General features: G+C 71.6%; 25 protein-coding genes. 20 read left to right on the top strand and 5 right to left on the bottom strand.

The features are described 5' to 3' along the window. Positions 1-32: 32 nt before the first annotated feature. From ABZ725_RS24335 to ABZ725_RS24325, 3 genes are all read left to right on the top strand, one after another. The gene (locus ABZ725_RS24335; protein WP_358804684.1) at positions 33-1,376 is read left to right on the top strand and encodes a sugar ABC transporter substrate-binding protein; all 1,344 of its coding nucleotides are present in this window, start codon (positions 33-35) and stop codon (positions 1,374-1,376) included. Between the two features lie 70 nt (positions 1,377-1,446). After that, on the top strand, positions 1,447-2,472 hold the full coding sequence (locus ABZ725_RS24330) for a sugar ABC transporter permease (protein WP_358804683.1): 1,026 nt from the start codon (positions 1,447-1,449) through the stop codon (positions 2,470-2,472). Positions 2,473-2,474: 2 nt separating this feature from the next. Then, a complete protein-coding gene (locus tag ABZ725_RS24325; protein ID WP_358804682.1) occupies positions 2,475-3,335 on the top strand; it encodes a carbohydrate ABC transporter permease in 861 nt (286 codons plus the stop codon). A 142-nt stretch (positions 3,336-3,477) separates the two neighbouring features. Here the strand turns inward: ABZ725_RS24325 and ABZ725_RS24320 are convergent, their stop codons facing one another. From ABZ725_RS24320 to ABZ725_RS24300, 5 genes are all read right to left on the bottom strand, one after another. Further along, complete coding sequence (locus ABZ725_RS24320) at positions 3,478-4,686, bottom strand: ABC transporter substrate-binding protein (RefSeq protein WP_358804681.1); 1,209 nt, start codon at positions 4,684-4,686, stop codon at positions 3,478-3,480. A 77-nt stretch (positions 4,687-4,763) separates the two neighbouring features. After that, complete coding sequence (locus tag ABZ725_RS24315) at positions 4,764-7,319, bottom strand: ATP-binding cassette domain-containing protein (protein WP_358804680.1); 2,556 nt, start codon at positions 7,317-7,319, stop codon at positions 4,764-4,766. A 12-nt stretch (positions 7,320-7,331) separates the two neighbouring features. Continuing rightward, positions 7,332-8,201 carry a branched-chain amino acid ABC transporter permease gene (locus ABZ725_RS24310; protein WP_358804679.1) on the bottom strand — a complete coding sequence of 290 codons (870 nt, stop codon included), beginning with the start codon at positions 8,199-8,201 and terminating at the stop codon, positions 7,332-7,334. A gap of 202 nt (positions 8,202-8,403) precedes the next feature. Next, the gene (locus ABZ725_RS24305; RefSeq protein WP_358804678.1) at positions 8,404-9,807 is read right to left on the bottom strand and encodes an FAD-dependent oxidoreductase; all 1,404 of its coding nucleotides are present in this window, start codon (positions 9,805-9,807) and stop codon (positions 8,404-8,406) included. 246 nt (positions 9,808-10,053) lie between these two features. After that, complete coding sequence (locus ABZ725_RS24300; protein ID WP_358804677.1) at positions 10,054-11,139, bottom strand: NAD(P)-dependent alcohol dehydrogenase; 1,086 nt, start codon at positions 11,137-11,139, stop codon at positions 10,054-10,056. Positions 11,140-11,200: 61 nt separating this feature from the next. Here ABZ725_RS24300 and ABZ725_RS24295 point away from each other — a divergent pair, with 61 nt between their 5' ends. The 17 genes from ABZ725_RS24295 (at position 11,201) to ABZ725_RS24215 (ending at position 26,167) form a co-directional block, all read left to right on the top strand. Then, positions 11,201-11,995 carry an SDR family NAD(P)-dependent oxidoreductase gene (locus ABZ725_RS24295; RefSeq protein ID WP_358804676.1) on the top strand — a complete coding sequence of 265 codons (795 nt, stop codon included), beginning with the start codon at positions 11,201-11,203 and terminating at the stop codon, positions 11,993-11,995. A 125-nt stretch (positions 11,996-12,120) separates the two neighbouring features. Next, positions 12,121-13,257 carry an acyl-CoA dehydrogenase family protein gene (locus ABZ725_RS24290; RefSeq protein ID WP_358804675.1) on the top strand — a complete coding sequence of 379 codons (1,137 nt, stop codon included), beginning with the start codon at positions 12,121-12,123 and terminating at the stop codon, positions 13,255-13,257. Between the two features lie 146 nt (positions 13,258-13,403). After that, positions 13,404-14,192: an enoyl-CoA hydratase/isomerase family protein gene (locus tag ABZ725_RS24285; protein WP_358804674.1), complete on the top strand. Its 789-nt coding sequence runs from the start codon at positions 13,404-13,406 to the stop codon at positions 14,190-14,192. Further along, the gene (locus tag ABZ725_RS24280) at positions 14,177-14,584 is read left to right on the top strand and encodes an OB-fold domain-containing protein (RefSeq protein WP_358804673.1); all 408 of its coding nucleotides are present in this window, start codon (positions 14,177-14,179) and stop codon (positions 14,582-14,584) included. Before ABZ725_RS24285 ends, ABZ725_RS24280 begins: the two co-directional genes overlap by 16 nt. Further along, positions 14,581-15,729: a thiolase family protein gene (locus ABZ725_RS24275; RefSeq protein ID WP_358804672.1), complete on the top strand. Its 1,149-nt coding sequence runs from the start codon at positions 14,581-14,583 to the stop codon at positions 15,727-15,729. Before ABZ725_RS24280 ends, ABZ725_RS24275 begins: the two co-directional genes overlap by 4 nt. A gap of 57 nt (positions 15,730-15,786) precedes the next feature. Then, positions 15,787-16,998 (top strand): acyl-CoA dehydrogenase family protein, encoded by a 1,212-nt coding sequence (locus ABZ725_RS24270; RefSeq protein ID WP_358804671.1) that lies wholly within the window; start codon positions 15,787-15,789, stop codon positions 16,996-16,998. Beyond that, entirely contained in the window at positions 16,995-17,978 is a 984-nt protein-coding gene (locus ABZ725_RS24265; RefSeq protein ID WP_358804670.1) for a phosphotransferase family protein, read from the top strand. Before ABZ725_RS24270 ends, ABZ725_RS24265 begins: the two co-directional genes overlap by 4 nt. Before the next feature lie 12 nt (positions 17,979-17,990). Next, positions 17,991-19,205 carry an acyl-CoA dehydrogenase family protein gene (locus ABZ725_RS24260; protein WP_358804669.1) on the top strand — a complete coding sequence of 405 codons (1,215 nt, stop codon included), beginning with the start codon at positions 17,991-17,993 and terminating at the stop codon, positions 19,203-19,205. Beyond that, entirely contained in the window at positions 19,202-19,978 is a 777-nt protein-coding gene (locus ABZ725_RS24255) for an SDR family oxidoreductase (RefSeq protein ID WP_358804668.1), read from the top strand. The genes ABZ725_RS24260 and ABZ725_RS24255 overlap by 4 nt, the downstream gene beginning before the upstream one ends. Positions 19,979-19,983: 5 nt before the next feature. Further along, the gene (locus ABZ725_RS24250) at positions 19,984-20,760 is read left to right on the top strand and encodes an SDR family oxidoreductase (protein ID WP_358804667.1); all 777 of its coding nucleotides are present in this window, start codon (positions 19,984-19,986) and stop codon (positions 20,758-20,760) included. Continuing rightward, positions 20,757-21,560 carry an enoyl-CoA hydratase-related protein gene (locus ABZ725_RS24245; protein WP_358804666.1) on the top strand — a complete coding sequence of 268 codons (804 nt, stop codon included), beginning with the start codon at positions 20,757-20,759 and terminating at the stop codon, positions 21,558-21,560. Before ABZ725_RS24250 ends, ABZ725_RS24245 begins: the two co-directional genes overlap by 4 nt. A gap of 112 nt (positions 21,561-21,672) precedes the next feature. Beyond that, complete coding sequence (locus ABZ725_RS24240) at positions 21,673-22,299, top strand: TetR/AcrR family transcriptional regulator (protein WP_358804665.1); 627 nt, start codon at positions 21,673-21,675, stop codon at positions 22,297-22,299. 97 nt (positions 22,300-22,396) lie between these two features. After that, positions 22,397-22,747 carry a nuclear transport factor 2 family protein gene (locus tag ABZ725_RS24235; protein WP_358804664.1) on the top strand — a complete coding sequence of 117 codons (351 nt, stop codon included), beginning with the start codon at positions 22,397-22,399 and terminating at the stop codon, positions 22,745-22,747. Beyond that, positions 22,744-23,124, top strand: coding sequence for a hypothetical protein (locus ABZ725_RS24230; RefSeq protein ID WP_351919510.1), 381 nt, complete (start codon positions 22,744-22,746; stop codon positions 23,122-23,124). Before ABZ725_RS24235 ends, ABZ725_RS24230 begins: the two co-directional genes overlap by 4 nt. A gap of 89 nt (positions 23,125-23,213) precedes the next feature. Beyond that, positions 23,214-23,534 (top strand): EthD family reductase, encoded by a 321-nt coding sequence (locus ABZ725_RS24225; protein ID WP_351919508.1) that lies wholly within the window; start codon positions 23,214-23,216, stop codon positions 23,532-23,534. Positions 23,535-23,582: 48 nt separating this feature from the next. Continuing rightward, entirely contained in the window at positions 23,583-25,115 is a 1,533-nt protein-coding gene (locus ABZ725_RS24220) for a class I adenylate-forming enzyme family protein (RefSeq protein ID WP_351919507.1), read from the top strand. Beyond that, the gene (locus ABZ725_RS24215; RefSeq protein WP_358804663.1) at positions 25,112-26,167 is read left to right on the top strand and encodes an MBL fold metallo-hydrolase; all 1,056 of its coding nucleotides are present in this window, start codon (positions 25,112-25,114) and stop codon (positions 26,165-26,167) included. Before ABZ725_RS24220 ends, ABZ725_RS24215 begins: the two co-directional genes overlap by 4 nt. The last annotated feature ends 139 nt before the right edge of the window (positions 26,168-26,306 follow it).

Here is a 26,306-nt window from a genome sequence, read left to right as displayed (position 1 = left end):
ACGCACGCACCGATGCACGGAGGCACCGACCCATGAACGCCGGAAACAGAAGGTCCCGCCACGCGGCCCGCACGGGCCTGGCCCTCGCCCTGCCTCTGGCGGCACTCGCCGCCTGCGGCGGAGGCGGCGGCACCGACACCGCCGCCGAGTCCGGCAGCGGCACGGGCACCATCAGCGTCTGGGCCCACCAGGGTCAGAAGAGCGAGGACGCCGCGCTGCAGGCCGCGGTGACGTCCTTCAACTCCTCGCAGAGCAAGGTCAAGGTCGAGCTGAAGCTCATCCCCGCCAACGACTACACCAAGACCATCACCGCCACCGACGCCTCCAAGCTGCCGGACGTCATGGAGTTCGACGGCCCGACCATGGCGAACTTCGTCTACAACAAGAAGCTCGCCCCGGTCGACGGCTACGTGTCCGCCGCGACGCTCGACAACGCCACCGACGCGATCAAGGCGCAGGGCGCGATAGGCGGCAAGCACTACGGCCTGGGCATGTACGACTCGGGCCTCGGCGTCTACGGCAACAAGAAGCTGCTGGACGCGGCCGGCGTGAAGTACCCGACCGGCCTCTCCGACGACTGGACGGCGGCGCAGTTCACCGACGCACTCAAGGCGCTCAAGGCCAAGGACTCCGACGGCAAGACCCTCGACCTCCAGGAGGGCAACGGCTACGCGACCGAATGGGGCACCTACGGCTTCGCGCCGATCGTCTGGTCGGCGGGCGGCTCGCTGCTCAAGGACGGCAAGGCGGCCGGCGCCCTCGACACCCCCGCCGTCGTCTCGGCCATGAAGACCTTCCAGTCCTGGAAGACGTACGTCGACCCCAACACCGACGGCAACGCCTTCGCCAAGGGCCGTGTCGCGCTGAGCTGGGTCGGCCACTGGATGTACCCCACGTACAGCGAGGCCCTCGGCGACGACCTCGTCGTCCTGCCGCTGCCCGACTTCGGCAACGGCCCCAAGACCGGCCAGGGCTCGTGGGCCTGGGGCATCGGCGCCGACACCAAGAACGCCAAGGCCGCCGGCACCTTCCTCGACTACCTCCTCAACGACGCCAACATCACCGCGATGACCACGGCCAACGGCGCGGTGCCGGCCACCAGGACCGCGCTCGCCAAGAGCCCGCTGTACAAGACCGGCGGCCCGCTCCAGCTCTTCGCCGACCAGCTCGCCAAGCCCTGCGGTGACACCGACATCAGCAAGTCCTGTGTCGCGGTCACCCGCCCGGTGACCGCCGGATATCCCACGGTCACCGCCAAGTTCAGCGAGGCCCTGAACGCCGTCTACGGCGGCGCCGACCCGAAGAGCGCCCTGGAGAAGGCCGCCCGCGGCATCGACCAGGACTTCTCGGACAACGCCGGCTACCAGATCCCGTAGACCGCAGGACACATCGGCCGGGGTGGGCGCAGATGAACCGCGCCTGCCCCGCCGGGAACAGGACCGACCCGTGAATTCTGCCGAAACGGCGCAGTCCGCGTCCTCGGACAGGGCGCAGAACCCACCCGTGACCTCGGAGAAGCCCGCCGGCTCCGGGCGACCCGCACGATCCATGAAGCCGGGCCGACCGGCGCGCAGGAACCGCGACTGGATCCACGGGCTGGCCATGTCCGGCCCCGCCCTCGCCGGACTCATCGCCTTCGTCGGCGTACCGTTCGGCTACGCCGTGGTGCTCTCCTTCTACAACGTGCGGCTCGGCTCCCCGCTGCCGCCGACCTTCTTCGGCCTGGAGCAGTACCGGCGGCTGTTCACCGACCCCGACCTGTCCGGCCCGTTCCTGCGGGCCCTGTTCAACAACCTGACCTTCGCCGTGGTCGTCGTCCCGCTGCAGACGAGCCTCGCGCTCGCCCTGGCGATCCTGCTGAACCGCAAGCTGAAGGCGATCGGCGTCTTCCGGTCCCTGTTCTTCATGCCGGTCGTCTTCCCCATGGCGCTGGTCGCCGTCATCTGGCGGCTCATCCTCTCCCGCAGCGACCAGGGCATGCTCAACTCCGCACTGCACGCGGTGAGTTTCGGCAACTGGGGCGCGTTCGACTGGCTCGGCGACTCCGCCACCGCGATGGCCTCGATCATCGTGCTGTCGGTGTGGCAGGGCGTCGGCTTCCAGATGGTCATCCTGCTGGCCGGACTTCAGCAGATACCCACCGAGCTCTACGAGGCGGCCCGCCTCGACCGCGCCACCCGCTGGCAGCAGTTCCGCCACGTCACCCTGCCCGGCATCCACGGCACCCTCGTCTTCGTCGCCACGCTCACCTCGGTGCTGTCCTTCCGGGTCTTCGACCAGGTGTACGTCCTCATCCGCGGCGGCGGACTCGACGAGGACGCCACCCGCACCGTGATGTACCAGGCCGTCACCACCGCCTTCGACCAGAACAACATCGGCCAGGCGTCCGCGATCACCGTCGTCTTCTTCTTGATCGTCGTGGTCCTGACGCTCGTCCAGCGCCGAGTCGTCCGCCCCGGAAACGAGGACTGAGCATGAGTACGAGCATGAGTGCGGGGACGACCCGCCCGCCACTGCGGCGCTTCCTCGACTACGCGGTGCTCAGCGTGCTGGCGTTCGTCTTCGCACTGCCGGTGATCTACCTGTTCCTGGGCAGCCTCAAGCCCTCCGACGAGGTACTGAACGGCCTGTCCGGCTTCCTCCCCACCCACCTGTCCTTCGACAACTACGCCGCCGTGTTCGACGCCCTGAACTCCGACAGCACCGGCTACTTCTGGCGCTTCATGGGCGTCTCGCTGCTGCTGGCGTTCGTGGTGGTGACCGGCGGTCTGTTCGTCAACTCGATGGCGGCGTACGGACTGTCACGGCTGAAGTGGCGCGGACGGGAGGCCGTCTTCACCCTCGTCCTGCTGCTGATGCTGGTCCCGTTCGAGTCGGTGGCCGTGCCGCTGTTCTACATGTTCAACGACCAGCGGAACACGCTCCTCATCCAGGCGCTCCCGTTCATCGCCAACGCCTTCTCCGTCTACCAGTTCCACACGTTCTTCCGCACGATCCCGCCGAGCATCGAGGAAGCCGCCCGCATCGACGGCGCCGGAGCCTGGCGCACCTTCTTCGCCATCATCGTCCCCATGTCGAAGCCGGCGTTCGCGTCGGTCGCGATCCTCACGTTCCTCACCCAGTGGGGATCCTTCCTGTGGCCGGTCCTGATGGTCTCCGACCCCTCGGTCCGTCCGCTCCCGATGGAGATGAGCGTCTTCCAGGGACAACTGCCGCCGGACTGGGGTCAGATCCTGGCCTTCGGCGTCCTCCTGGTCCTGCCCGTGCTCGTGGTGTTCGCCTTCTTCCAGCGCTGGTTCGTCCAGGGCGTGGCCAGCTCGGCGGTCAAGGGATGACAGATCCCAGGTGTACGGCGTCGTCGGTCAGGATCCGCTCGATGCGGGCGATGCCGACGTGGAAGGGCGTTCGGCCGGCCCGGCATGCAACACCGTGCCGGGCCGGCCGAGGCTCCTTCCAGGAGTGCGGCGGGGAGAACTCTCAGTCGCGGGCCGGAGGCGTGTAGAAGTCGCCGACGGATGTCCAGACGCCGTTCTTCACGACCACGCGCTGCACGCTGCGCGTGCCGAGATGGCCGCTCGCGCTGAACTTCATCACCGGCGACACCCCGGGATCCACCGAGGACGCCTTCTGGTACGCCGCGGTGATGGCCTGGGACGTGACCGGCCCCTTGACGGTCTTCGCGATCTCGGCGAACACCTTCGCGTTGCTCCAGCCCCACAGGGCGAGGAAGCCCGCGTCCTGACCGGGCTCGTACTTGGCCATCGCGGTCCGGAACTCCTGCACCGCGGGGTCCGGGTCCGAGGGCGCCTTCACCAGCTGTACGGCCTTGAGGCCCTCGGCCGCGTCCTTGGCCAGGGCGACCGTCGACTCGGCGGCCACCGGCGCGTACGCGTAGGTGGGCAGGGAGAGTCCCTGGAGCTTGGCCTCCTTGAGGAAGGCGGCCGCCTCGGGGGAAGTGAGGATCACGATCACCGCCTGGGTCTTCGCGGCCTTCACCTTGCTGATCACAGGTGTGTAGTCGGTGGTCTGGTACTTCACCGGCAGCCGCTCCACCTCGACCGACGGGTCGATCTTCGTCGCGACGGGCTCCACCTGCTTGGCCACGTTCACGAAGGCGGCCGGGTCGCTGTGCACGACGAGGATCTTCTTCGCGCCGTCCTGCACCGCCCAGGCGGCGATCGCCGCGGCCTGGTCCTCGTAGAGGGTCTGGGTGCCGAACAGACCGGCGCGCGGCGGCTTGTACCAGGACTCGGTGCCGCCCACCTCGTTGAGGACCGGCACCTTGGACTGATTGAGGACGAACGGGAAGGCCGCCTCCGCCTGCGCGGTGCCGTTCGCGTTGACGATGGCCACGACCTTGTCCTGGCCGACCAGTTCACGTGCGATCTGCACGGTCTGCTGGGGGTCGGCCGCGTTGTCCTTGACGGTCCACTTGATCTTGCGGCCGTTGACGCCCCCAGATGCGTTGAGCATCTTGAAGTACGCGTCGGCGCCCGCCCTCTCGGCCACGCCGTACGTGGCGGTCGCGCCGGTGAGCGGGAGCCACGCGCCGATGTGGATCTCGGACGAGCTGCCACCGGCTGCTGCGGAGTCCTCCCCGGCACATGCGTTGGCGGTCAGCGCCACCACGGCCAGTACGGCCGTCGCTCCCGCTGCTCGGCGGAATCTTCTTATGGTCCGGAACACGGTCCACCTCGTTCACAACGGGAGATCACAACGGGAATGCACATGACGAGTGCACAACGGGAGATCACAACGGGAGTTCAGTTCACTCGGGAGGTCCGGGCGGAGGCCGCCGCGGTCGGGACGGCCGCCAGGCCGCCGCTGAAGTACGCCGTCTCCGCCAGGGCCGCGAAATCGGGGTCGTCCGGCCGCCCGTGGGCCGCGACGACGCCCTCGTGCAGCACGGCCACCTCGTGGCACACCGACATGGCCCGGCTGAGCAGTTGTTCGAGCAGTACGACGGTCAGGCCGTCGTGGGCCAGCCTGGCCAGCCGGTCGTACACCTCGTCGACCAGGGCGGGGGCCAGCCCGAGCGCCGGTTCGTCGACGATCAGGACGTCCGGCCCGACGATCAGGGCCCGGGCGATCGCGAGCATCTGCTGCTCGCCGCCGGACAGCCCGCCGGCCGAGGCGGACATCCGGTCGCGCAGCCGCACCGGGAGCCATTCGACGGTCTCCTCCAGCCGTTCGCGCAGCGGCGCACCGGTGATGCCCGCCGCGTACGCCGCGACTTCGAGGTTCTCGCGCAGGGACAGCGTCTTGAACAGGGCCCGTCCCTCGGGCGCCAGGCTGGTGCGGACGACTCCGCCCGTCGCCCGGTCGCCGCGGGCCGGTTCGAGCGAGCCGTGCAGGATGCCGGCCAGCGTGCTCTTGCCCGCTCCGTTGGCTCCGGCGATGCCCAGCACGACCCCCTGGCGGACGTCGAGGTCGACGTCGCGCAGCGCGACCACGCCGCCGTAGGTGTGGCCGACCCCGTGCAGGCGGATCATGCTCCGTTCGCCCACGCGCTCGGGCGGCCGTGTCCTGCCGTCGACCGTCCCCAGGTACGACGACCGCACCTTCGGGTCCTTCAGAACGGTGTCCGGGGCGCCCTCGCCGATCGTTCGGCCGAAGTCGAAGGCGAGCACCCGGTGGGCGACGGAGAAGAGGTCGTCGAGGACGTGGTCGATGACCACCACGGCGGTGCCGTCGGCCTGCAGCCGCCTGATGTGCCCTGCCAGCAGGGCCCGTTCACTCGAGTCCAGGCCGCCGAACGGCTCGTCCAGGACCAGCAGTCTCGGTTCCCCGGCCATCGCGCGGGCCAGGTCGAGACGTTTCTGCAGGCCGAACGGCAGCTCCCCGGGGCGGCGGTCGGCCATGTCCGCGAGGCCGACGGAGTGCAGCAGCCGCGTGACATCGGCCCGGTCCCGGGCGGTGATCCGGCGGCGGGTGCACAACACGTTCTCCGCGACGGTGAGTTCGGAGAAGACCTCCGCGTGCTGAAACGTGCGGCCGATGCCCAGCCGCCGCCGTGCGGTCGCCCTGGCCTTCAGCAGCGGCCGGTCGGCGAAGTCGGCGGTCCCGCTCACCTTGCCGTTGCCGGTCAGCCCGGACAGGGCGTTCAACAGGGTCGTCTTTCCTGCCCCGTTGGGCCCGATCACCGCCAGGATCTCGTTCTGCCGCAGGGACAGCGAGGCGTCCTCCAGGGCTTTGAGCCCCCCGTAGGAGACCGACACGTGCTCCAGGCGCAACAGGATGGGGTCGGTGCCGTCGCCGGTGGCCTCGGACGGCGGCCGGGGCGACTCGACGGGCGTGAGGTCCGCCGACGCCTGGGCGGGCGACGGTGACGGGACCTCGGTGCCCGGCCCCGGCAGCACGCGCCGCAGGACGATCCGCGCGGGCCTGGCGAGGAACGGCACGACTCCACCCGGCAGGAAGAGGAGCACCGCGATCAGCACGAGGCCCTGCACGACCGGCTGGGGCAGCCCGACGGCGGACGACAGCGAAGGGTTCCAGGTGAGGTAGATGCCGCCGGCCACCGCGCCGACTACGGTGCCGACCCCGCCGAGCACACACGCCGCGATCAGCGAGATGCCCAGGGTCAGCGAGAACGGGTCCGGGCTGACGAACCCGGTGAGCAGCCCGAGCAGTACGCCCGCGAAGCAGGTGGCCGCCCCGCTCACCGCGAACGACAGCGCCGACTGCGCCTCCGGCGCGATGCCGATCGTACGGGCGGCCAGGGGGTGCGACTTGGCGGCCACCAGCCGCATCCGCAGCCCCGAGGCGGCGGCCGGTACGGCCAGCGCCAGCACCACGGCCGCCGCTCCGACCGCGAGGTACTGGGCATCGGTGCCGCCGCCCGCGAGGGTGCCCAGGCCGAGCGCGCTGCGCAGCTGGATCACCGGCACCCCCTGGTCGCCGCCGGTCACGCTGCTCCAGCGGTTGATCAGTTCCAGGGTGACCGTGGTGAACGCGAGGGTCAGCAGGGCGATGTAGAGCACCGAGAACCTGGCGCCCGCGTACCCCAGGAAGGCGCCCAGGGCGGCGCCGGTGGCGACGGCGGCGAGGACCACCGCTTCCAGGGACCAGTCGTGGCCGCTGCCGTACGCGGCGAAGTAGGCGCCGATGGCGAAGAAGGCGGGGTGGCCGACCGACCAGATGCCGGACCAGCCGGCGAGCAGGCCGACCGACAGCACGACGATCGTGTACACGGCCGCGAGCCCCACCGAGTACATCTGGTAGGCGGGGATCGCGCCGGCGGCCATGAACGCCATGAGCACCGCGCCGGCGGCCGGGCCCAGGGCGGCCCTCGCCAGGAGGGAACGGTTGAAGACCATGGATGCGACCCCTCAGACCCGTTGGAAGGTGCGGGTGCCGAACATTCCCTGCGGACGGATCAGCAGCACCAGCACGGTGAACGAGAACACGAACGTGTCCCGGAAGCTGGCGGAGGCGTAGTTCGCCGCCAGGTTGTCCAGGACGCCGATGGTCAGCCCGCCGAGGACAGCCCCGTACATGCTGGTCAGGCCGCCCAGGAAGATTCCCGCGAAGGCCCGGAACAGGGGCGCGACGAGTGCGGTGGGCACCAGGCCGGAACGCGGTGCGTACAGACAGGCGGCGAGTGCGGCCAGGCCCAGGCCGAGCGCCCAGGAGATCCGGGCCAGGCGCTGTGCGCTCAGCCCGACGACGCGGGCGGTGTCGGCGGACTCGGCCACGGCGCGCATGGCCGAGCCGAGCGTGGTGCGGGAGAACAGATACCCCACCAGCGCCATCGCGACGGCGGCGACGGCGATCGTCACCAGGCTCTGGACCGGCACCGCGGCGCCCGACCAGCGCACCGACCCGTCGACCAGGCTGGGGAAGGCCTTGGGCTGGTCGCCCCAGATCGATCCGGCCACGCTCTCCGCGATCAGGGACACGCCCATCGTCACGACGAGTGCGGAGAACAACTGCCCCTGTCCCAACGGCCGGATCACCGTCTCGCGGACGACCAGGCCCGCCGCGACGGTGATCGCCACGGCGGCGAGGATGCCGACCACCGTGGCCACGCCGCGGTCGTGGAGCGAGACCGCCACATACAGGCCCAGGGTCGCGAGCGAGGCCATCGCGAAGTTCACGACGTCCGTGGCCCGATAGATGATCACCAGCCCGAGACCCATCAGGCCGTACACGGCTCCACTGGCCACACCACTGACCAGGACAAGCAGGAACTGACTCACAGTCCCTCCCTCGGGGAAGAGCGCGTTCGCGCCACGCATGCGGAAAGCATGATCACCTCACGAGCAATCGAGTTAAAGTGAACTCAATTCAGTAAGCTAGACACTGCGGTGCCGGACGGGCAAGCCTCGTGCACGGGATTTGTGCGGAGCGAGAGCCGAAGCCGACCGAAGCCGACGGAAGCCGACCGCAGGCGACCGGAGCTCAGCGTGCGAGGGCCGCCGGCGACCCGGTGAGGGCGGTCCGTGCCGCCGTCAGGCCGAAGACCAGCGCGGGGGCGAGGCCGCCCGCGTAGGCGCGGCGGTAGAGGCCCCCGGCGTCCGCGCCGGCCGCGAGGAGGCCGGGTATCGGGCGTCGGCCGCCCGGGTCCGTGTCCGCGTCCGTGTCCGTCGAGAGGACGTGCGTCCCGGCGTCGGTCAGCAGGCCCCCGAAGGCGAACGTGATCGCCGGGGCCGCCTCTACGACGTAGAACGGCGGCTCGTCGAGAGGCCGGCGGTCGAGCAGTCGGCCGGGTGCCGGCGTGCCGTTCGCGTCGGCCGTGCCGGTCTCGCCGGTCCAGTCCGCGGAGGCGTTGAACTCCTTGATGCGGTCGCGGATCGTGGCGCCGGGATAGCCCCATTCCTCGGGCATCGAGGCGAAGTCCTCCAGGCTGTCGGCCACCGCGCTGCGGGCGCCGGCGCGATGGCAGAGCTGGAACTTGTCCACGCCGGGGATGCCCTCCACGTACGAGGCGCTGATCCACTCGCGGTGCACCCGCGCGTCGGCGACCAGCAGACCGCGGGCCTCCGGCCGTTCCAGCAGCGCCATGGTGGTCAGATGGTCCCCGAGTGTCTCGTCGACGAAGCGCTCGCCCGTCGTGTCGAACAGCAGGGCGTGCTCGCTGTAGTAGAGGGCCAGTTCGACGAAGCGCGCGGGGTCGGCCAGCGAGATGCCCGCCGGCATCAGATGGCCGTAGAACCCCGCGTCCTTCTTGCCGAAGGCCGCGCCCGCGGTGCGCCCGAGGGCGAGGCCGTCGCCCCGGCTGTGCGGGTTGGCCCGGAGCCCGATGTCCGCGGCCCGGGGGTGGAGATGTTCGGCGCGCAGGCTCGGATCCCCCTGGAAACCGCCGGTCGCAAGCAGGGTCCAGGCGGCCTCGATGCGGCGCAGGGAGCCGTCCGGCAGGACGCACTCGGCCCCTTTGACCACGCCGTTCTCCGTCACGAGGGAGCGGGTCCAGGTGGCGGTCAGCACTTCCTGGCCCCGATCGCGGATCAATCGCTCGCATGTGTCGACGTAGTGGTTCGTGTCGACCTGGTGCCCGCGGCCGAAGCCGAGCACGGGCACCGGCGGTCGGCATTCCACGCCGAGCGACCGGATCCAGGAGACGCCGCCGGCGAACCCGTCCATCAGGGCGGTGGCCAGCTCCGGGTCGCCGTCCGGGTTGACCCGGCGCATCTCCTCGACGGTCGGGGTCGTCCATACGAAACCGGCGAAGCGCGCGGAGCCGCCGGTGCGCTCCGCCTTCTCCACCAGTACCACTGAGCCGCCCTGGGCGGCCACTCGGGCGGCGGCCGTCAGGCCGGCCATGCCGCCGCCTATCACCAGCAGATCCACGGTCTCCGCATTCATAGCGGGTCCCACCGCCTTCGCATTGCCGAGTAGTGCGAGAAAACGCTAATTGAACTCACTTCTGGAGTCGAGAGGGTGGTCGGCAACAGGTGCGGTGGTACGGGTTTCGGCCGGACGGACGGGAGCGGCGGGAGAAGCGGGGTCGATCGATCGGGTCGATCGGACCAGCCGGGCCGTTTCGGATCGGCCGGGCCGTTCGGATAGGTCGGACTGTTCGGATGGGTCGGGCCGATTGGATCGACCGGGTCAGTCGGGGAGCAGTACTGCCCGCCCCCGGACGTCGCCGGAGCGGAGTCTCTCGACGGCCTCCGTCGCGCTCGACAGCGCGAATCGCTCGACGCCCACCTTCAGCACCCCCTCGCGCGCCAGGGCGACCACTGCCTCCAACTCGGGCCGGGTCCCCCAGAAGGGCAGCGAGATCCGCGTTCCGGGAGGCAGCGCGCCGGGCTTACGGACCGTCAGCTCCCCGCCGCCGCTGCCGACCACGGCGAGTTCCCCGCCCGCCCGCAGTACATCAACCGCAAGCTCCAGGCTGGAATTGCTGCCGACGAAGTCGAGCACGGCCACCGCACCGACTCCGCCCGTCCGGGCCCGCAGGGCCGCCGCCGTGTCGGGCCGCAGCAGCGTGCCGAAGTGGGCCCCGCACTCGTCGGCCAGAGCGAGCGCCTCCTCCCGCACGTCCACGGCCAGTACCTGTGCGGTCGTCGTGGCGCGCAGGATCTGGACGGCCAGATGCCCCAGCCCGCCGACGCCGACGACGACCACGCCGGCGCCCGTCTCGTCGCCCAGCGCGCGCCGGACCGTGGCCACGGCGTGGTACGCGGTGAGCCCGGCGTCCGACAGGGGCGCCGCCTGGGCGGCTGCCAGGTCGCCCACCGGGACCAGCAGCCGTCCGGACGGGACGAGCAGCAGGTCGGCCATCCCGCCGTCGCGCCCGAGCCCCGCCCCGGTGCCGACGCGGTCCGCGTCCAGGGCCGCGCGCCGGTCGCAGTAGTTCTCCGCTCCGACCGTGCAGCGTGCGCAGCTCCCGCAGCCCCAGGGGCCGTGGACGACGACGCGCGCACCCACCGCGGGACCGACGGCCAGCGGGCCGCGTTCCAGCACCCGGCCCGCGACCTCGTGTCCGAGGGTGAACGGAAGCCGGTAGGGGAGATCGCCCGGTCGCGCGTCGATGACATGAAGGTCCGAACGGCACAGGCCGGCCGCCTCGACCCGGATCAGCACCTCTTCGCCCGTGGGGGTGGGTCGCGGCACCTCGGTGAGGAGCGGCGGACCGCCCCAGCGGGTCAGCCGCAGCGCTCTTGTCCCGTCCGCCGTCCCGTGTGTTGACATACGTGAGACAGTAACAAAAATGAAGTCAGTTCAGTATCCGATTGCGGGGTGGTGACCGTGCATGGACGATGAGCAGGCAGGGAGCTTCGACGGGCGGATCGCGCTCGTCACCGGCGCGGGATCCGGCATCGGCGCGGCGGTCGTCCGGCGACTCGCCGCGCAGGGCGCCGAGGTCTTCGCCGTGGACGTCGACGGCCCGGCGGCGCAGGCCCTCGCGAAGGAGGCGCCGGGAGCGCACCCCCTGACCGTCGACGTGGCCGAACCGGCGCAGGTCGACGAAGCCTTCGCGGAGGTCGTACGGCGGCGCGGGCGGCTCGACGTCGTGGTGCACGCGGCCGGAGTCGACGACCCCACGGCCAAGGAGTGGATCGCCGAGGCCCTGGTGGCGGACCGGCCGCCGGAGGTGACGGCGCGGCTCGACGACGACGCCTGGCGGCGCGTCATGCGCGTCAACCTGGACGGCGCCTTCCACGTCCTGCGGGCCGCCCTGCGGGTCATGACACCGCACCGGTCCGGAGCCGTCGTCACCATCGGTTCCTCCTCGGCCTTCGACGCCCAGGCCGGCTATCCGCACTACGCGGCCTCGAAGGCCGGTGTCCATGCGCTGAGCCAGTCGGTCGCCAAGGAGGCGATCGCGTTCGGCGTCCGCGTCAACACGGTCGCTCCGGGGCCGACGGAGACGGGCATGGCCGCGCGGACCCCTGCGGCGCTGCGCAGCGGTTTCGCCGATCCGCGGGTGCGCCCGTACGCGACGCCGGAGGAGATCGCCGACATCGCGCTGTTCCTGGCCGGTGACGAGGCCGCGAACCTCGTGGGGGCGGTGCTGCTGGCCAATGGCGGGCGGTTCACGGTGTGACGTCCCCTTGGCGTGAGTCGGCTGCGGGTCGGCTGCGCGTCGGCTGTGACCGGCCGCGCCGAGCGGCGCAGCCGCAGATCGCTACAGCCCCGCGCCCCTGGAGGGCGCAACCGAGGGAGGTATGGATGTTCCGGCTCGATGCTGATCCGGTGCTGCTGCTCGAGACCGACGAGCGGCGCGAACTGCGCACGGTCCTACGGGACTTGCTCGCCGAAAGCGGTGGGTCCGAAGAGGTTCGCCGACAGGTCGAGAGTCCGCGTGGATACGACCGGGCGCTCTGGGGCCGGCTCGCGGGCGAGATCGGCGTGCACGGGCTCGCCGTGCCCGAGGAGTACGGCGGCGCGGGCTACACCTTCGCCGAACTCACCGTGGCGCTGGAGGAGACCGGGCGCGTGCTGTGCCCCGCACCGCTGCTGAGCACCGTCGTCCTCGCCGGACACGCCCTGCTGCACAGCGGCGACCGGCAGGCCTGCGCGCGCTGGCTGCCGGGCATCGCCACCGGTGCGCGCACGGCGACGGTCGCCGGATTCCTGCAGCCCGCCGACGTGACGGCCGAGCGTGGCCCCGACGGCTGGGTGCTGCGCGGAGACGCCGACTTCGTGCCCGATGGAGCGGGCGCCGATCTGCTCCTGGTCGCGGCCCGCGCGCCGGACGGGCAGCGGCTGTTCGCCTGCGAGCCGGACGGCGCGACCTGTGACCGCACGGCCCGCCGGGTCCTCGACCCCACGCGCCGCCAGGCGCTGGTCCGCTTCCGGGCGGCTCCGGCCGAGCCGGTCGGCGAGCCCGGACCGGCGGCGCGGGAGGTCGTCGATGCCGTCCTGGACGCCGGGCGGGTGGCGCTCGCGGCCGAGCACGTCGGCGGCAGTGCGCACGCCCTGGACGCCGTACTCGCCCATGTCTCCCGGCGGACCCAGTTCGGCCGGGCCATCGGCTCGTTCCAGGCGGTCAAGCACCGGCTGGCCGACCTGCTCGTCGAGGTCGAGGGTGCGCGGTCGGCGGCGGCGTATGCGAGCGCCTGCCTCGCCTCGCGGGCCGGAGAACTGCCCGTGGCGGCGAGCGCGGCGGCGGTGGCCTGCACCGGCGCCTACCGGCTGGCCACCACGGAATACGTCCAGCTCCACGGTGGGATCGGCTTCACCTGGGAGCATCCGGCCCACCTCCATCTGCGCCGGGCACGGGCCGACGAAGCGCTGTTCGGCACCGGCGACGACCATCGCCTGCGCCTGGCCGGCCTGCTCGGCCTCACCGGCCGCACCGACTGACCGGCCGCACCGACCCAGCGCGTACCGACCCGGCGCGTACCGGCCGATCGCCGGTCATCCGGAGCAGTCGCCCCCTCCCGGTCCATTGACAGGGGCAATCGCTGCCCACAGAATCGAACTCAATTCAGTTCAGTTTGGAGGAGCTCATGGCAGTCGAAGACGAGATCCAGTTCGAGCGGGACGGTCATGTCGCGCGGGTCTGGCTGAACCGCCCGCACAAGAAGAACTGCGTGACCGTGCCGATCCTGAACCGGCTGGACGAGATCATCACCGAGGTCGACGCGGACCCCGAGCTGCGCGTGCTGGTGCTGCGGGGGCGTGGCAACACCTTCTGCTCCGGGTTCGACCTGGACAGCCTCAAGGCCGACTTCGTCGGCAGGTCCAACGCGATCGACGTCGCCGTGCTGTCGGCGAAGGTCTGCGACCGGCTCTACTCGATGAGGACGCCGTCGATCGCCGTCCTCGAAGGCCATGTCACCGCGGGCGGCTTCGAGCTGATGATCTCCTGCGACTTCGCTATCGCCGCGGACGACGCCCTGATCGGGGACTTCCACATCCGGCGCGCGCTGTTCGGCGGCGCCGGACCGATCTACCGGGTGCCGCGCATGATCGGCGTCCGCAAGACCAAGGAGCTGATGCTCACCGGCAAGCTGCTCACCGGGGTCGAGGCCGCGGAGTTCGGCCTCATCAACTCCTCGGCACCCGCGGACAAGCTCGACGCCACCGTCGAGGAGTTCGCCGACCAGCTCATCGACAAGAGCCCGTTCACCATGTGGATCACCAAGATGACCATCGACCGCAGCCTCGACGCCGACATCCAGTCGCTGATGGTCATGGAGCACCTCGCGGTCGGCGTGATGCTCAACTCCGAGGACGCGGCGGAGGGCGTGGCAGCGTTCCTGGAGAAGCGGGAGCCGCAGTGGAAGGGCCGCTGACCGGCGGGCCGGAGACCGGGAGCCGCCTGCGCGGCTCCCGGTGCGCCGGCTGCGCGGTGGCCGCCTACCCCGCCCAGCCGGCGTGTTCGCGCTGCGGCGGGCCGGCCGAGCCGGTCCTGCTCTCCGCCGCGGGCACGCTGTGGACGTGGACCGCACAGTGGTACGCGCCCAAGTCGCCGCCGTATCTCCCGCCCGCCGCCGGATTCGCGCCGTTCACCGTCGGATACGTCGAACTGCCGGAAGGCGTACGCGTGTTGGCCGCCCTCGACATCCGGCCCGAGGATGCCGAGATCGGCATGCCGGTGACGATCACGGCGAAGGACGGCGTCCCCAGGGCCGCCGGAGCTGCCGGAGCTGCCGGAGCCGCCGGAGCCGCCGGAGCCGCCGTATGAGCAACGAGGAAGTACTGGTCTGCGGTGCCGGGATCACCTCCTTCGCCCGTACGGAAGTGAGCGGCCGGCACCTGGCCGTGCAGGCCGTACGCGCCGCTCTGACCGACGCCGGACTGCCGTGGTCACGCGTGCGGGCCGCCTACGGCGGCAGCGACGCGGCCGGCAACGCCGACACGCTGGTCGCCGAACTCGGCCTGACGGGAGTGCCGTTCACCAATGTGCGCAATGGCTGCGCGACCGGCGGCAGCGCGCTGGTCGCGGCCACCCACGCGATCCGCTCCGGGGCCGCGGACGTGGCCCTCGCCGTCGGCTTCGACAAGCACCCGCGTGGCGCCTTCGACCCACGGCCCGCCGACTGGGGGCTCGACGAGGCCTACGGCCGCGACGGGCTGATGGTGACCACCCAGTTCTTCGCCATGAAGATCCAGCGGTACATGTACGACCACGGCATCACCGCCCGCACCCTCGCGCTGGTCGCCGCGAAGGCGTACGCCAACGGAAGTCTCACCCCGCACGCCTGGCGCCGCAAACCGCTCGACGCGGACGAGATCCTGGCATCCGGCACGGTCAACGACCCGCTGACCCGGTACATGTTCTGCTCGCCAGGCCAGGGCGCCGTCGCCCTGATCCTGTGCAACCGCGCGGTGGCCCGCGAGCTCGACGCAATGCCGGTCGCGCTGCGGGCGGCGGTCGTACGGACCCGCCGGTTCGGCTCCTTCGAGGTGTTCAGCCCATGGGCGCCGCCGGGAACGCCGACGAGCGTGACCGCCGACGCCGCGCAACACGCCTTCGAGGAAGCCGGGTTGGGGCCACGCGACATCGACGTGTGCCAGCTGCAGGACACCGAGAGCGGCGCCGAGGTGATGCACATGGCCGAGTGCGGGTTCTGCGAGCACGGCGAGCAGGAGTCGCTCATCCCGTTCGGGGCGACCGGGATCGACGGCTTGCTGCCGGTCAACACCGACGGCGGATGCATCGCCAACGGCGAACCCATCGGCGCCTCCGGACTGCGTCAGGTCCACGAGGTCGTACAGCAGCTGCGCGGCCGGGCCGGCGAACGGCAGGTGCCGGGGGACCCGTCGACCGGCTTCACCCATGTGTACGGGGCGCCGGGCGTCAGCGCCTGCACCGTGCTGACCCGTTGAGAGTCCACTCAGATTTCTGTTTTGAGAGTCCGTCGAGAGTCCGTCGAGAGGAGGATCATGGACGGCATACCCGCCCCGGACGACTTCCGCGCCGAGGCCCGGCGCTGGCTGAAGGGCGTGGCGACAGCGCGCGCCGCACATCGTGAGTGGGGCAGCGGCGACGACTCGGTGGCCGTCTTCGAGAACTGGACCGAGGCCGAGGAACGCACCCACACGGACCGGGCACGGGACTGGGAACGCACCCGCTACGACCAGGGCTGGGGCGCGCTCGCCTGGCCGCCGGAGTACGGCGGCCGTGAACTGCCCGCCCACTACGAGCAGGTGTACCGGTCCGAGGAGTCCGGCTTCGACGTGCCGAGGCGCACCGAGATCTTCCCGGTCACCCAGCAACTCGTCGCCCCCGCCGTCCGCATCTGGGGGACGCGGGAGCAGCGGCAGCGCTGGCTGCGCCCCATGCTCCGCACCGACGAACTCGCCTGTCAGCTGTTCTCGGAGACGGAGGCCGGCTCCGATCTCGCCGCCGTCCGCACCCGGGCCGTGCGGGAGGGCGACGGCTGGATCCTGAACGGCCACAAGATCTGGACCTCCGGGGCCCGCGTCGCCACCTGGGGTGTGGCCGTCTGCCGCACCGATTCCGATGTGCCCAAGCACGCGGGCATCACGGTCTTCCTGGTCCGGATGGACGCGCCGGGCGTCACCGTCCGGCCCATCCGGCAGATGACCGGCGGCGCCAGCTTCAACGAGGTCTATCTGGACGACGTCCATGTGCCCGACACCGACCGGCTCGGCCCCGTCGGCGAGGGCTGGCGGGTCACCCTCACCGTGCTCGCGGCGGAACGCCTCGACTCCGGCGGACTCGGCCTGGACAACGCCGACCGCGCCCTCGACCTCGCCCGGCACCTGCCCCGCCCGCTCACCGACGGGGAGCGGCAGCAGGCGGCCGACCTGTTCGTCCACACCCTCGTCCAACGGCTCACCGGGTTGCGTGTGACGTCGGCGCTGGCGGCAGGCCGCGCGCCGGGTGCCGAGGCCTCGGTCGGCAAGCTCCACGCCACCGCCACCATGCGCGCCACCACCGACCTCGTCCAGCAACTCCTCGGACCGCGCCTCGCCGCCGACACGGGGGAGTGGGGCACGTTCGCCTGGACCGAGCACCTGCTCGGCGCTCCCGGCTACCGCATCGCCGGCGGCAGCGACGAGATCCAGCGCAACATCCTCGCCGAGCGGGTGCTGGGACTGCCCAAGGAGCCGAAGGGGGCAGGGAGTTGAGCGGGGAGTCGAGTACCGCCACCGAGGTCGCCGAACTCACGCGCCGGGTCCGCGGGCAACTGGCCGAACGGCATCCGGGCGCCCCCCTCGGCGACCTGCGCACCCTGCCCGGCGGCCACTCGGGACTGACCTACTCCATCACGGCGGGACCGGTCTCCTACGTCGTCAAGGCAGTGCCACCGGGCCGGCGGCCCATCGGGCGCAACGACGTGCTGCGCCAGGCGCGGATCCTGCGCGCGCTCGCCGGATCACCGGTGCCCGTGCCGGGCGTCGTCGCCGTGGACGAGGCCGAACCGGCCTGGTTCGCGATGGAGTTCGCCGACGGCGAGGCCATCGAACCCGTCCTCGACGAGCACCGGCTCGACCCGGGGCTCTGCCGCACGCGAATGCTGGTCCTGGCCGACGTCCTACGCGACCTGCATCGCACGAAGAGCCCGGAGACGGACGAACTCCTGGACCTGGCGGGAGAGTTGGACAGATGGAGCCGGACCATGCGCGCGGTCCCGCCCGAACTCTGCCCCGCGGCCGAGGACGTGTTGGCCGCCCTGGCCGCACGCCTTCCGGAACCGGTCGCCCCCACCCTCACCCACGGCGACTTCCGGCTCGGCAACGCCCTGTTCGAGGGCGCACGACCGGCCGCCGTCGTCGACTGGGAGATCTGGGGCTACGGCGATCCGCGCATCGACCTCGCGTGGTTCCTCCTCTTCGCCGACCACCGCAACTTCCCCCGGCTCGGCCGTGCCGTCCCCGGCCTGCCCACCGAGGAGGAGTTGCTCGCCGCCTACCTCGACGGACGTCCCGAACCTCCTGCCTTCGACTGGTTCCGTGCCCTGGCCCGCACCAAGATGGCCGCGATCATGGGCCACAACCTGCGCCGGCACCGCGAGGGCAAGCACCACGACCCCGACCAGGAGCGGCTGCCGCCGACCATCGCGGCGATGATCCGCGCGGCCCGCGACATCCTCGCCCGACGGCCCTGAAGGAGCGCCACCATGGATTTCGCACTCTCCCCGAGGGCCGACGAACTCCGCTCGCGCATGGCCGCGTTCATGGAGGAGTACGTCCTGCCCGCCGAGCCCGTATACGACCGGCAGCTCGCCGAGGCGGACGATTGCCATGAACTGCCGCCCGTCATGCATGAGTTGAAGGAGAAGGCGCGAGCCGAGGGCCTGTGGAACCTCTTCCTCGCACACGGCGACTGGGGCGCCGGCCTCACCAACCTCGAGTACGCGCCGCTCGCCGAGCTTGCCGGACGGTCGGTGATCGGACCGGAGGTGTTCAACTGCTCCGCCCCCGACACCGGCAACATGGAACTGCTCGCCCTCTTCGGCACCCCCGAGCAGCAGGACCGCTGGCTGCGGCCCCTGCTCGCCGCCGAGATCAGGTCCTGCTTCGCCATGACCGAGCCCGAGGTGGCCAGCTCCGACGCGCGCAACATCCGCACCCGGATCACCCGGGACGGCGACGAGTACGTCGTCGACGGCCACAAGTGGTACACGTCCGGGATCCTCGACCCGGACTGTCGGCTGATCATCCTGATGGGCGTCACCGACCCGGACGCGCCGACGTACCGGCAGCAGAGCATGCTGCTGATCCCGCGTGACACCCCCGGCATCACGATCCTCCGCGATCTGCCGATGTTCGGCTACACCGACCGTTGCGGCCACGGCGATGTGCTCTTCGAGGACGTACGGGTGCCGGCTTCGGCGCTGCTGGGCGGCGAGGGCGAGGGATTCGCCCTGGCGCAGGGGCGGTTGGGGCCCGGGCGCATGCACTACGCCATGCGGGCGGTCGGATTCGCTGAACGGGCACTGGAGTTGATGTGCCGACGGACCCTGACCCGCACCGCCTTCGGCGGCCCGCTCGCCGAACGGGGCGTGGTGCGCGAGTGGATCGCCCGGAGCCGGATCGAGATCGAGCAACTGCGGCTGCTGGTCCTCAAGTCGGCCTGGCTGATGGACACCTCGGGCAACGCGGCCGCCCGCACCGAGGTCGCCGCGATCAAGGTGGCCGCGCTGGAGGTGGCCCACCGGGTGGTCGACCGGGCGGTCCAGGCGCACGGTGCGGCCGGGGTCAGCGACGACACCGTACTCGCGCGGCTGTACGCCATCACCCGGGCGCTGCGCATCGCGGACGGGCCCGACGAGGTGCATCTGCGGACGGTCGCCCGGCGTGAACTGGCCAAGTATCCGGAGGGGTCGGCGTGAGCACACAGGTATTGAGCGGGCGGGTCGCCGTGATCACCGGCGGCTCCCGGGGCATCGGACTCGGGATCGCCAAGGCGTACCGGGAGGCGGGCGCGCATGTGGTGATCGCCGCCCGCAGACCGGACGGACTCGCCGCCGCACGCGAGGAGTTGCTGCGCGTCAAGGGCGACGGCGAGGTCCACGAGACGGTCGCCAACGCGGGCGAGCCGGCCGACGCCGAACGCTGCGTCGAGGAGACCATGGCCCGCCTCGGACGCCTCGACATCATGGTCAACAACGCGGCCACCAATCCCTACATGGGCGATCTCCTCGACCTCGACCTGCCGCGCGCGGAGAAGACCGTGCGGGTCAACCAGTACGGCATGATCGCCTGGACCCGGTGCGCCTGGCGGGCGTGGATGCGCGAGCACGGGGGCGCGGTGGTCAACATCGCTTCCGTCGGCGGACTGATCGTCGACCCGCACATCGGCTGGTACAACGCCACCAAGGCGGCCATGCTGCACATGACCCGCCAACTCGCCTACGAACTCGGCCCGATGGCCCGCGTGAACGCGATCGCGCCCGGACTGATCAAGACCGAGCTGGCTCGAGCCGTCTGGGAGCCGAGAGAGCCGGTCCTGACCGCGAAGCTGCCGCTGCGTCGACTCGGGACGGTGGAGGACGTCGCGCATGCGGCCCTCTTCCTGGCGTCCGACGCCTCTTCCTGGATGACGGGGCAGACGCTGGTCCTGGACGGTGGCGCGACCGTGCTGCCGATCGGGGTGGAGGCATGACCCCCATGGCGACCCCCGTGACGGAGCTGTTCTCGCTGCAGGGGCGGACCGCCGTGGTGACCGGAGCGTCGTCCGGGCTCGGCGCCCGGTTCGCCACGGTGCTCGCGTCGGCGGGCGCCACCGTTCTCGCCGCCGCCCGGCGTCTGGACAAGCTCAAGGAACTCGCCGACGGCGAGCCGCGCATCCGCCCCGTCGTCTGCGACGTCTCGCGGGCGGAGGACCGTGTGCGGCTGATGGAGACGGCGCTCGACGAGACCGGCCGGATCGACGTCCTCGTCAACAACGCCGGCGCGCCCGGCGCCGTGCGCGCCGAGGACGAGAGCGCCGACCACTTCGCGGACGTACTGGCCGTGAATCTCGTGGCGCCCTTTCACCTGGCGCGGCTGATGGCGGAGGCGACGGCGCACGACCACGGCCGTACGACGCGATCGGTCGTGAACGTCTCGTCCGTCCTGGGCCTGGTCTCCGGCGCCCCCCTGGGCGGTGCGGCCTATGCGGCGTCCAAGGCCGGGCTCGTCGGGCTGACCCGGGAACTGGCGGGTCAGTGGGGAAGATCGGGGGTGCGGGTCAACGCGCTCGCGCCCGGCTGGTTCCGCTCGGAGATGACCGACGGACTGTTCTCCGACGAGCGCTCCCGGCGCTGGGTCGAGCGCGGCACGATGCTGGGGCGCGGCGGCGAGCCGGGGGAACTGGACGGGGCGCTGCTCTATCTGGCCTCGGACGCGTCCTCGTACTGCACCGGGCATGTGCTCACCGTGGACGGCGGGTGGACGGCGCGATGAGGGTCACGGTCGAGGTCGACGGCGACGGGCTGGCCCGGGTCGAGATGTGCCGCGGGGCGGGCAACGCCATCGACCTGGCGATGGCCCGGGCGCTGCTGGACGCCGCCCGGGAGTGCGAGAAGGAGCGGGTTCGGACGGTGCTGCTCACCGGTCGGGGGCGGTCCTTCTGCGTCGGCGGTGATCTGAAGGAGTTCGCCGCGCTGCGTGCGGAACGGCTGGCCGGGCATCTCACCGAGGTCACCGACGCGCTCCACGGGGCGCTGCGGATCCTCGCCGGGCTGGACGCTCCGCTGGTGGTCGCCGTGCAGGGGGCCGTCGCGGGCGCCGGTCTGGGGCTCGTGGCGGCGGCGGACGTGAGCCTCGCGGCGACCGACGCGGGCTTCACGGCCGCGTACACCGCGATCGGGTACACGCCGGACGCCGGGGTCAGCTGGTCCCTGCCCCGGCTCGTCGGACCGCGGCGGGCCGTGGACCTGCTGCTGACCAACCGGCGCGTCCCGGCCGCCGAGGCGCTGCAGATGGGCCTGGTCGGCCGGGTCGTCGCACCGGAGAGGCTGGACGAGGAAGCCGCGCGGACGGCGGGCGAGCTGGCGCGCGGGGCGACGGCGGCGTACGGGGCGACCCGGCGGCTGGTCGGGCAGGCGTCGGCCGACAGCCTCGACGCACACCTCGACGCGGAGGCCCGCCAGCTGGCCGCCGCCGCGGTCTCCGCGGAGGGCCGGGAAGGCGTGGCGGCGTTCATCGCCGGACGACGGCCCGACTTCGCGGGACCCCGCGCCACGCGGTCGGACGGCCGGTGAGGGCTCGGGAGGGCTCGGGACGATCTTCGATTCGTAGCCGACCTGAACTTGGGTCTACTCTCGGACGACCGGGGCGGTGATCGGTGCCGACCGTGGAGGAGAGGGAGAGACGATGGCAAGGGCGCGGATCGTGGATCCGGAGGAGGGGCCCAGGTCGAAGCGCAGCGCGATCCTCGTGGCTGCCGTGGAGCGGTTCGGGGAGGACGGCTACGAGAACACCAAGTGGTCGGAGGTCGCCGACCGGGTCGGCATCGGGCAGACCGCGCTGTACCACTACTTCGAGTCCAAGGCCCACTGTCTGCTCACCATCATGCGCCTGGAACTGCAGCGCTCCCACGACCAGTTCGTCGAGGCCACGGGTGGTGTGTCGGAACCCGTGGAGGAGCTGCGCGCGGCGGTCCGGGCCGCCTTCGCGGTCACCGACCAGGAGATCCGCCAGATGCGCATCCTGCAGGCCAACATGTCGCTGCTCGCCACCCCGCGGAAGTCCAAGCGCGAGGAGACCGAGCGGGTCGCCGCCCGCCAGCTGGTCCAGATGGTCGAGCGGGACTGGACGAGCCTGCTGATGCGCGGCATGGCGAAGGGCGCCTTCCCGGTCCGCGACGCGCACACGCTGGGCCTCGCCGTGCTCGGCATGATCGTCAGCGTCTGGCGGTGGTACCGCCCGACCGGAGCGATTCCTCTGACGGAGATCGGCGACACCATCGAGGGATGCGTGGTGCGGACGGTCGCGGAATAGCCTCCGCCCCGCCTCTTGCCGGGGCGGGGCGGCCGTCTTAGAGTCAAACTGAACTGAACTCAGGTTGTTTCATGGCGCTGAGGGAGAGCGGTCGGCAATGGTGCTTCGCGAATACATGGCCAGAATGGACGGCCAGGACCCGGAAAAGGCCCTGGAACTTCTGGAACCCGGATTCCGGTTCCTCATCGCCCTCCCGGGCGGTCTGCACAGCGGCACGTCCCGTGCGGACTTCGCCGACTACATCGCGGGGCGCAACGCCGTGGACCGCAGGCACGAGATCGTGCGCTACTCCGTCGACGGCGACGTCGAGACGGCGTACGGCTTCGTCGTCGACCAGGGTGTGACCGTCGGCGCCTTTCTGTCCGCCGTGCAGGTCTCGCCCGCCGGGCTGATGGCCCGCTACCAGTCCTTCTTCACCCCCGACTTCCACCTCGTGGACCGGCCGTGAGCGCGCCCGCCCCGTCCGCCGCCCCGTTCCTGACCACCTGGTTCGGGATCCTGGACAGCGCCGACGCCGACCGGATCCTCGACCTGATCAGCGACGACTTCTCCTTCTCCATCCTGTTCTCCACCGGGGGCGACGCCGGCACCGACTTCCACGGCGGCCGGGCGGAGATGGAGGGCTACCTCGCCCAGCGCGAGGTGGGCGTGCGCACCCACCACCTGCTCACCGCGTCCGTGGTCGGCCGGGACGAGCTGTACCTCGGCGAGGTGCGCCGAGCGGGCGTGCCGGAGGCGACCTTCGTGGCCTCGGCGCGACTCGACGACCAGGGCCGGGTACGGCGGCTGCTGATCGGGCGCTCGCCCGCGGTCCTGTTCACCTGAGCGGACCCGATCCCGACCAGGCACGATCCCGACCAGGCACGATCCGGACCAGGCACGATCCTGGGCGCGCGCGATGCTGAGGAGGCGCGATGTACAACCTCGTCCTACTGGCGGCCCGGCCGCCGGAGTGGACCCACGAACGGTTCATCGCCTGGTGGCGCGGCGAACACGCCGAACTCACCCGGCATCTGCCTGGGCTCAGGTCCTGGCGGCACACCGACCTCGACGCGGCCCTCGAACCGCGCTCGGAGGGCTGGGACGGCCTTTCCGTCCTGAGCTTCGACACCGCAGAGGACCTGCGCAAGGCGCTGCAGAGCCCGCAGTGGGCGGCCGCCGTCGCCCAGGTCGGCGACATGCGCGGCCGCCGGATCGCCGTCATGGGCGGCGAGCTGGAGATGTACGGCGGCTGAGCACAGGAGAGTTCGGCAAAGAGGCTTCGCAACGAGGCGAGGAACTGGATGCGACAGACAGTGCGGGAGTTCTACTACCGGTCCGAACAGGCCGACTTCACAGCCGTCGTCGACGATCACGGACGCCACGGCGCACGCGATCTCCTACAGCGGGCCACCGACCTGGCCGAGGCGATGACCCCGCAGGACACGGCGGGCGGCACCGTGCTCCTCCAGGCCGACAACTCATGGCGCACCGTCGCGGCGACTCTCGCCGTCGGACTGACCGGCGGTGTCCTGGCCCTGGTCAACCGGCACACGACGGGTGCCGAGTTCGCCGCCGCCATGGAGGACATCCGGCCGGACGTCCTGATCGCCGAGCCGTCCGCGATCGAGGAGTGGGGCGGCGCCCCGGCCCTGCCCGACGCCCTGACGGCCGAGGCGCTGGACGGCTGGACGGTCCGCGCCGGCCGCGGCCCGCGCGATGTCTCCCGCTGGTCCGGCGGCAGCGTCATCGGCCTCACCTCCGGCTCCACCGGGCGCCCCAAGGGCGTCGTCCAGTCCGAGAGGGCCCTGCGGTACGCGTGCTCGTGCACGATCGACGTCAACGGCCTGAGCGACGGGGACGCGGTGGCGGCCGTCGTCCCGCTCTCCTCGACCGCCGCCTACTGCTTCGGCGTCTGCCTCGCACTCATGCTGGGCGGGCCCCTCGTCCTGTCCGGCCGCTGGGACCGCGAGGAGGCACTCGCGCGGATGGCCGCCCATGACGTCCGGTGGACCATGTGCGTGCCGACCATGGCGCTTCAGATGGGCTCGGCCGCGGCCGGCTCCAAGGCGCTCGACGGGGTCCGCTCGATCACCGTCGGCGGCGGCCCCATGGACCGCGGAGCCCTCGCCCGCGCCGAACGCTCCCTGGGGACGAGGATCCTGCGCGTCTTCGGGATGTCCGAGTGCCTCGGACACACCTCCCCCCGGCCCGACGACCCCGAGGAGATCCGCCTCGGCCGCGACGGCCGGCCCTTCCCCGGCACCGACCTCAGGGCCGTCGCCGCCGACGGAACCGTTCTGGGGCCCGGCGCGACCGGCCGTGCGCAGGTCCGCGGCCCGTCCCTCTTCCTCGGCTACGCCCGCGACGGCAAGGTCGAGCCGCCGGCCCTCACCCCGGACGGCTTCTTCCCCACCGGAGACCTGCTCGTCACCGGCGAGGACGGCACGGTCACCGTCATGGGCCGGGAGAAGGACGTCATCATCCGCGGCGGACGCAACCTCGACATCACCGAGATCGAGCGCGCCGTCGCCGCCCATCCGGCGGTGGCCCGCGTCTGCGTGACCCCCGTACCGGACCCGCTCCTCGGCGAACGCGCCGCCGTGCTCGTCGTGGTCGAGGACGGCAGCGGTGAACTCGGCCTCGACGAGATCACCGCACACCTCGCCCGCACCGGCCTGTCCAAGGCCAAGTGGCCCGAATTCGCCTTCACCGTCGGCGAGTTGCCGCAGACGACCGTCGGCAAGCTCGACCGGTCGGGAGCGCGCAGACTCGCCCACGACCTGTACGCGGTGCTCGCCGCACACCCCGAACAGCACCGGCAAGGAGATGCATGACCACCCCCACGACCCGCACCGCCCGTTTCGACCGCGGCAGTTGGGCGCAGCCCGGACCCGAGACCGTGCGGCCCGGCGTCCACCGCATCCCGCTCCCACTGCCGGACGACGGACTGCGGGCCGTCAACGTCTATGCGCTGGAGGGACTGACGGAGGGGCTGGTCCTGATCGACGGCGGATGGTCGATCCCCGAGTCCCGCAAGGCACTCGAGGACGCGCTGACCGACCTCGGCCACGACCTCGGCGCGATCACCCACGTCCTGGTGACCCACATCCACCGCGACCACTACACCCAGGCCGTCGAACTGCGCAGGCTGCTGGGCTCCCGGGTCTACCTCGGCGCGGGCGAGCGGCCCGGCCTGGAGCTCCTGGGCGAGCTGCGGACGGACGAGCCGACCGGCTCGCTCCAGACCCTCCGCCGGGCCGGGGCTCACGAACTCGCCGAGCGGGTCGCCGCGATGTACGACGGTGACTTCGACGCCACCGTCTGGGAGGCGCCGGACCGCTGGCTGAAGGCGGAGGAACTCCGCTTCGGGGACACGCGGTTGACGGTCGTGCCGACGCCCGGACACACCCAGGGGCATGTCGTGTACCTCGACCGGGCGCGCGGGCTGCTGTTCTCCGGGGATCACGTCCTGCCGCACATCACCCCGTCCATCGGCTTCGAACTCGGCGGCCCCGCCCTTCCGTTGGGCGACTACCTGGACTCGCTGCACCTGATGACCACACTCGCCGACGCGAGCCTGCTACCCGCACACGGTCCGGTCGGCGACAGTGTGCACGCACGGGTCGGGGAGCTCCTGGCGCACCACGACGACCGGCTCGCCGAGACGCTGACCGCCCTCGGCGGCCGTACGCGCACCGCACATGACGTGGCGGGGGATCTGGGGTGGACCCGGCGCAGGGTCGCCTTCGCGGACCTCGGGCCCTTCGACCAGATGCTCGCCGTCAACGAGACGGCGGCGCACCTGGACGTGCTGGCGGCCCGCGGACGGGCCGGCCGCACACAGACGGACGGAGTCGACCGGTACACGGCCCCGACGGCCGGCTGAGCGATCCGCTGGCAGTGCCGCGATGTGCCACGCTGTGCCGTCGTGTTGCTGCGGCGCCGTCGTGGCTGGTCGCGCAGTTCCCCGCGCCCCTGAGGGGCGCTGCCGAACCGCAGCCGACTTCGCCCGACGGGCCGCAGCC

The organism is Streptomyces sp. NPDC006872 (assembly GCF_040635845.1).
Classification (GTDB): Bacteria; Actinomycetota; Actinomycetes; order Streptomycetales; family Streptomycetaceae; genus Streptomyces.
The sequence above is the reverse complement of the archived record's forward strand: the minus strand, read 5'-3'. Positions and strand labels throughout refer to the sequence as shown.